This window comes from Campylobacter sp., from assembly GCF_020024835.1.
Lineage (GTDB): Bacteria > Campylobacterota > Campylobacteria > Campylobacterales > Campylobacteraceae > Campylobacter_D.
Genome location: NZ_JAHHTD010000053.1, coordinates 1 through 6,474 on the forward strand (window position 1 = coordinate 1; position 6,474 = coordinate 6,474).

7 protein-coding genes are annotated in these 6,474 nt (G+C 25.7%); 5 read left to right on the top strand and 2 right to left on the bottom strand.

All coding sequences use genetic code 11. The annotated features are described in order from the left end of the window. Positions 1-1,306: bifunctional anthranilate synthase component I family protein/class IV aminotransferase (locus QZ429_RS07165; protein ID WP_291953247.1), on the bottom strand; the 1,306-nt coding region annotated here is incomplete at its 3' end. Positions 1,307-1,348: 42 nt separating this feature from the next. Continuing rightward, positions 1,349-2,083 (bottom strand): flagellar type III secretion system pore protein FliP, encoded by a 735-nt coding sequence (fliP, locus tag QZ429_RS07170; RefSeq protein ID WP_291953249.1) that lies wholly within the window; start codon positions 2,081-2,083, stop codon positions 1,349-1,351. Between the two features lie 191 nt (positions 2,084-2,274). On the opposite strand from fliP, the gene glmU reads away from it, so the two are divergent. From glmU to QZ429_RS07195, 5 genes are all read left to right on the top strand, one after another. Beyond that, entirely contained in the window at positions 2,275-3,567 is a 1,293-nt protein-coding gene (glmU, locus tag QZ429_RS07175; RefSeq protein WP_291953251.1) for a bifunctional UDP-N-acetylglucosamine diphosphorylase/glucosamine-1-phosphate N-acetyltransferase GlmU, read from the top strand. Further along, positions 3,564-4,724 (top strand): bifunctional phosphopantothenoylcysteine decarboxylase/phosphopantothenate--cysteine ligase CoaBC, encoded by a 1,161-nt coding sequence (gene coaBC / locus QZ429_RS07180; RefSeq protein ID WP_291953253.1) that lies wholly within the window; start codon positions 3,564-3,566, stop codon positions 4,722-4,724. The genes glmU and coaBC overlap by 4 nt, the downstream gene beginning before the upstream one ends. Then, on the top strand, positions 4,724-5,344 hold the full coding sequence (locus QZ429_RS07185) for a hypothetical protein (RefSeq protein ID WP_291953255.1): 621 nt from the start codon (positions 4,724-4,726) through the stop codon (positions 5,342-5,344). Before coaBC ends, QZ429_RS07185 begins: the two co-directional genes overlap by 1 nt. A gap of 4 nt (positions 5,345-5,348) precedes the next feature. Beyond that, the gene (gene uppS, locus QZ429_RS07190; RefSeq protein ID WP_291953257.1) at positions 5,349-6,017 is read left to right on the top strand and encodes a polyprenyl diphosphate synthase; all 669 of its coding nucleotides are present in this window, start codon (positions 5,349-5,351) and stop codon (positions 6,015-6,017) included. Then, on the top strand, positions 6,014-6,474 hold a 461-nt coding region (locus QZ429_RS07195; protein WP_291953259.1), incomplete at its 3' end, for a prepilin peptidase. The genes uppS and QZ429_RS07195, both read left to right, overlap by 4 nt.

Consider the following 6,474-nt stretch of genomic DNA (forward strand, 5'->3'; position numbering starts at 1 on the left):
GTTCAAAAGAACTTTCAATAAAAAAGAATACATTATTGAAAACAAAGTTGTTAAAATCACTTAAGGATTCAAAGTTTAATTTTTTATCCTTTAAAAATAAGATTGTTTTAAAATCATTTTTTAAATTTTTACTATCAAAATTAAAAAATTTGGCTGATTTTATGATTCTTTGCAAATGCTCTTTAAAAAAGAGTATTTTCCCATTTTTATAAAACATTGTTTCAAATAAATGAAAATCATTTCTTAAAATTTCAGTTTTTAATTTTAATTCTTCAAACTCTTCATTCTTTTTAGAGTCCCATACAATACCACCTCCAACACCATATCTGTAAAAATTATCTTTATGTTTTTTTTCTATAGTTCTAATAGCTACGCTAAATTTAGCTTTCTCTTTGTGAATTAAACCTATAGCTCCACAATAAATTCCTCGTTTTCTCTTTTCTAGTTTTTCTATAAAATCTATAGTTTCAATTTTTGGAGCACCCGTGATGGAGCCACAAGGAAAAAGAGCTTTAAAAATATCAAAAAAATTTATATTTTTTTTTAATTTTCCACTAATTTTAGAAATAAGTTGATGTAAAGTTGGATAGGATTTAACAATAAAAAGATCAGTTTTTTGAGTGTTTTTAACAATAATTTTTGATAAATCATTACGCAGTAAATCAACTATCATCACGTTTTCACTAATTATTTTTTCATTATTTTTTAAAAAATATTTAAATTTCTCATCTTCATCTTGTATTTTAGATCGTTTTATAGTGCCTTTCATTGGTTTAGTTGTGATGGTATTATTTTTGATTTTAAAAAAAAGCTCTGGAGAAAATGATGCTAATTCTAAAAATTCATTTTTAATATATGCTTTAAATTGAGTGTTTTGTTTAGGATAAAGATTAATGAAACTTTTATAAAGATTAAGATTTGATTTAAAATGCAATTCTTGGGTTAAATTAACTTGATAACTTTTACCATTAGCTATGGCTTTTTTTACTTTATTAAAATCAGTAAAATATTTTTTTTGATTTAGATCTTGAGTGAAAATAGGGCAAAAATCTAAATTTTCATTTTCTTCATTAAATTTAATTCTTTCTTTAAAAGCTAAAAAATATACAAATGGTTCTTTACTTGTGTAGTTTTTATTTTTTAAATATTTATAAAATTCATATTTTATATAGCCTAAAAAGTAAAATTTATCTTTATTTTTTTCTATGATTTTAAATATCTTTTTGCTTTGTTTTTGATTATATGCTTGAAGTGTAAAAGCAAGATTTTGATAAAAAAAAGATCCAAAAATTCCAATTTTTTCCATAATTTTACACTCAAAAATATATCTATTGAGCTTTATTTTTTCTTAAGTTAAGAAACTTTTAACCAAATTTTGAATGAGTAAATTCCAGCCATCTACTAAGACAAAAATTAGTAATTTAAAAGGCATAGAAATCATTACAGGCGGAAGCATCATCATACCCATAGCCATCAATACTGAACTTACGACCATATCAATAACTAAAAATGGTAAAAACAATAAAAACCCTATTTCAAATGCTGTCTTTAATTCACTAATCATAAATGCAGGCACTAAAATCGTTAGAGGCACTTCATCTATGGTTTTTGGATTTTCTAAATTTCTAATTCTATAAAAAAGCGCTAAATCTTTTTCTCTAGTGTTTTTAAGCATAAAATCTTTAAAAGGCTTAACACTTTTAGTAAAAGCTTCTTCGTAGCCAATTTTTTCTGCTATGTAGGGTTTGATTCCTTCATTGTATGATTTTGTAGCAACTGGTTCCATAATAAAAAAAGTTAAAACTAAAGCTATGGTTGCTAAAATAGTATTTGGTGGCATAGTTTGAGTGCCTAAAGCAGTTCGCAAAAAAGAAAATACAACAATAAGTCTTAAAAATGAAGTCATTATAAAAATGATAGTTGGAGCAAGAGCTAGTATTGTTAAGACTATGATTATGTTTAAAGTCGTTACTAATTGTTTAGGAGTATCAGGCGCACTTAAGCTTAAATTTACGGTTGGAATGGTTACTTCGGCTCCAAAAAGCACTAAACTTGATAAAAACAATACTAACAAAGCTTTCAAAATTTTTCCTTAAGCTTAAAATAAGTTAGCATTTTATCAATTTTACTCTTAAAAAATATAGAAAATTTAAATTTAATCTAAAAAATACTTTAAAAATTAAATATTCCATATCCACTCGTAATAAATAAAGATTGTTTTTTACTTTTGCTTGTTAAAATGAGGGTTATTTTTTTTGCAAAAAAGGGTATATTATGAAAACTTCTGTACTTATATTAGCTGCTGGACTTGGGACTAGAATGAAATCTAATAATCCAAAGGTCCTTCAAAAAATTTGCTCTAAGGCTATGATTTTGCATATTTTAAAGCAAGCTTATAAAATCAGTGATGATGTATGTGTAGTATTGTCATATCAAAAAGAAAAAGTTGAACAAGTAATTTTAGAAAATTTTCCACAAACTCGTTTTTTAGAGCAAGATTTAAAAAATTATCCAGGAACTGCTGGGGCTTTAAGAGGTTATGAAAGTAAATATGAAAAAGTCTTGATTTTGTGTGGTGATATGCCTTTGGTTAAAGCTAAGGATTTAGAAAAGATTGCATTAAATAATAGTGATTTTAACGTGGCAGTATTTAAGACAAAAGATGCAAAAAGTTATGGAAGAATAATTTTAAATGAAGAAAAAATTGAAAGAATAATTGAATGCAAAGATGCAAATGAAGAAGAACTTAAAATTAAAGTATGCAATAGTGGTGTGTATGCTATAAAAAGCTCTATTTTAAAAGAAATTTTACCTTTGATTAAAAATGAAAATAAAGCTAAAGAGTATTATTTAACTGATGCAGTATTTTTGGCTAAAGAAAAAGGTTATATTATCAAAGCTGTTTTTGTAAATGAGCAAGATTTTATGGGAGTAAATGATAAATTTGATCTTTGTTTAGCTCAAGATCTTATGCAAAAAGAAATTAAAAAAGAGTGGATGAAAAAAGGTGTTATTTTTCATATGCCTCAAACTACTTTTATCTCAGATGAAGCTGAATTTATAGGTGAGTGTGAAATTTATGAAAATGTGCGGATAGAAGGTAAGAGTAAAATTATAAATTCTATTATTAAAAGTTCTTGCGTGATAGAAGATAGCACGATAGAAGATAGTGATGTTGGACCCTTAGCACATTTGCGTCCAAAATGCTATTTAAAAAATACTCATATAGGAAATTTCGTAGAATGTAAAAATGCATTGTTAAATGGAGTAAAAGCAGGGCATTTGAGTTATTTGGGTGATTGTGAGATTGATGAGGGCACAAATATAGGATGTGGAACTATCACTTGTAATTATGATGGAATAAAAAAACATAAAACAAAAATAGGCAAAAATGTTTTTGTTGGTTCAGATACGCAATTTATTGCTCCAATTAATATTGAAGATGAGGTTATTATAGCTGCAGGAAGCACGGTTTATAAAAATGTTAGTAAAGGTTCTTTGTATATTAATAGAACTAAAGCTGAGATTAAACAAGAATTTTTTTATCAAAAATTAGGAAAAAAATGAAAACTATCTTACTAGCAATAAGCGGCAGCATAGCATTTTATAAAGCATATGAGCTTATTTCCTTATTTAAAAGAGAAGGATTTAAGATAAAAGTCTTGCTTTCTCAAGGTGTATTAAAATTTGCCACTAAGATTAGCTTTGAAGCACTAGTAGATGATGTTTTATGTGAGGAAAATGAAAGTTGGAGGGATTTTAATAATCATATTGCTTTTAGTAAAGATTGTGATATTGTAGTTTTTGCACCTGCTAGTGTAAATTCTATTAATAAACTTTCTTTAGGTATAGCTGATAATTTATTTATTCAGACTTTGATTGCAGTAAATAAGTCTAAACCTTTCATAATAGCACCAGCTGCAAATACAAATATGTATTTACATTTTAGTGTTCAAAAATCACTAAATTTATTGAAAGAAAATGGATATATCATAGTTGATCCAATTGTAAAAACTTTAGTATGCAAAGATGAAGGTGTAGGTGCTTTAGCTAAGATAGAAGATATTTTTAATATTACTAAAAAAGAGCTTTTAAAAGAAGAATTTTGGCAAAACAAAAGTGTGATTGTTACGGGTGGAGGAACACAAGAAAAGATAGATGATGTGCGTTGTATAAGTAATTTTTCAAGTGGAAAAATGGCAAAAGCTATAGCAGATGCTTGTTATTTTTTAGGTGCTAGGGTAAAATTTTTAAGCTCTATAGATTTTGACACACCTTATGAAATTTGTAAATTTGTAAATTCAAAAGATTTAAAAGAACTTTTAAATAATAATTTAGAGAGTGATTTTTTGATTATGGTAGCTGCTGTGAGTGATTTTATACCACAAAATATAAAAGGAAAAATCAAAAAAGAAGAGCATTCAAAAGGCTTAAATGTGCATTTAAAATTAAATGAAGATTTGCTTAAAAATTGTAATTTTAAAGGAAAAAAAATAGGTTTTAAAATGGAATATGATAAAATTAATGCTGTAAAAAATGCTAAAAAATCTTTAATAAATAAAAATTTAGATATGGTTTGCTTAAATATTTTAGATGAGAATATAAATTTTGGAAGCGATGAAAATTGCATTAGTTTTATTACCAAAGAGCAAGTATGGCAAAGCCAGAAAATGAGTAAAGAAAAATTAGCCTTTGTTTTAATGCAAAAAATGAGGAAGCTTTAGTGAATATTATAAATTCAACTTTGCCTGTCAAAATGCAAATTTTAGAAAAAAAATCTTACAATCGTTATGTTTTGCTTTTAAATACAAAAAGACTTGAAACAAAAAGTATGATAGAACTTGAAGTTGGACAAGAATATTTAGCTGAAGTTTATGAAAATAAAGGAGTAATTTCTTTTAGAAATCTTTTAAAAAAACCTAATATAAAACTTTTTGAAGATGGAATTTTTATTATAGAGAAGCTTTTAGAATATGGAGATGAAAATTTTTGGTATAAAAAATATATAACTCAAAAGATTATTGAAAGTAAAAATTTTTATGAGTATGAGATTTATAAAGAAATGTTTTTTGCCTTTTTTGAAAAAATTTACCATATTCCTTTTGTCTATGAATCGCAAAGAGCTTTGTTTGAAGCAAAAAAGAATGGAAAAAATGTAGAGGTTTATTTATATTTAGAAATTTTTGGTGCTTTAAAAATTTATATTAGCGATGGAAAAATAACACGCATTCAAACTCCTTTTGCAAAAGTAGCACAATTTTTACAAGAATATTTTAATTTTGAAGTAATTTCTGCCTTATCTCCAATGTTTGTGTTTAAGAGATTGATGGATATAAAAGGCTAGTGGTATGAATAAATTAAAACATTTAGCCATCGTTATGGATGGAAATAGAAGGTGGGCTAGAAAAAATGGTTTGCTAGAAAAAATTGGCTATAAACAAGGTGCTAAGATAATAGAAGAAATCATAGAAGTTTGTATAGAAAAAAAAATTTGTAATCTAACCCTTTATGCTTTTAGTACTGAAAATTGGCAAAGACCCAAAGAAGAAGTGAATTTTCTTTTTAAATTACTAGAAAGATATTTAGATGAATCTTTACCTAAATTTATCACGAGCAAAGTGCGTTTTAAAGCTATAGGAAATTTGAATCTTTTAGATGATTTAATCATAAAAAAAATAAAAAATTTCGAGGAGCAAACGAAAGATTATTCTAAGTTATGTGTAAATTTAGCTATTTCTTATGGTGGAAAAGATGAAATAGTAAGAGCGATGAGAAAAGTTGTTGAGAAAAAGCTTGAGATTACTGAAGAAAATATACAAGCGAATTTGGATTTAAGTGAAGATGTAGATTTATTTTTAAGAGTTGGAAATGCTAAGAGAATTTCAAATTTTTTATTATGGCAATCAAGCTATGCTGAAATTTATTTTAGCTCTACGCTTTTTCCAGCTTTAACTAAAAAAGAATTTAATTCTATTATTGATGATTTTAAAAGACGCAAGAGAACTTTTGGAAAATGATTTTTTTTGTTTTATTAGGGCTTGCTGTAGGTTCTTTTGTTAATGTAGTTATTTTTAGAACTATACACAATAAAAGCATTGTTACTCCAAGATCTCATTGTCTAAAATGCAACAAAACCTTAAAAATCTTTCACTTGATTCCTTTAATTTCTTTTGTTTTTTTAAAAGGAAAATGTTTTTTTTGCAAGGAAAAGATTTCTTTTATTTACCCATTAAATGAATTTTTTTGCGCTTGTTTATTTATTTTGGCTTTTTTGCTTTATGGTGATGATTTTTTCAAAGTTTTAATTTTTTCACTTATTCTTAGTATATTTTTGATACTTTCTTTGATGGATTATTATCTTAAAGCAGTTAGTGAAATTTGGCTTTGGATATTGTTTATTTTAGCTTTTATTTTTGATTTTATTTCTAATGAAAATTTAAATATTTTAAACCTTGAAGAAAGTTTTGTATTTAG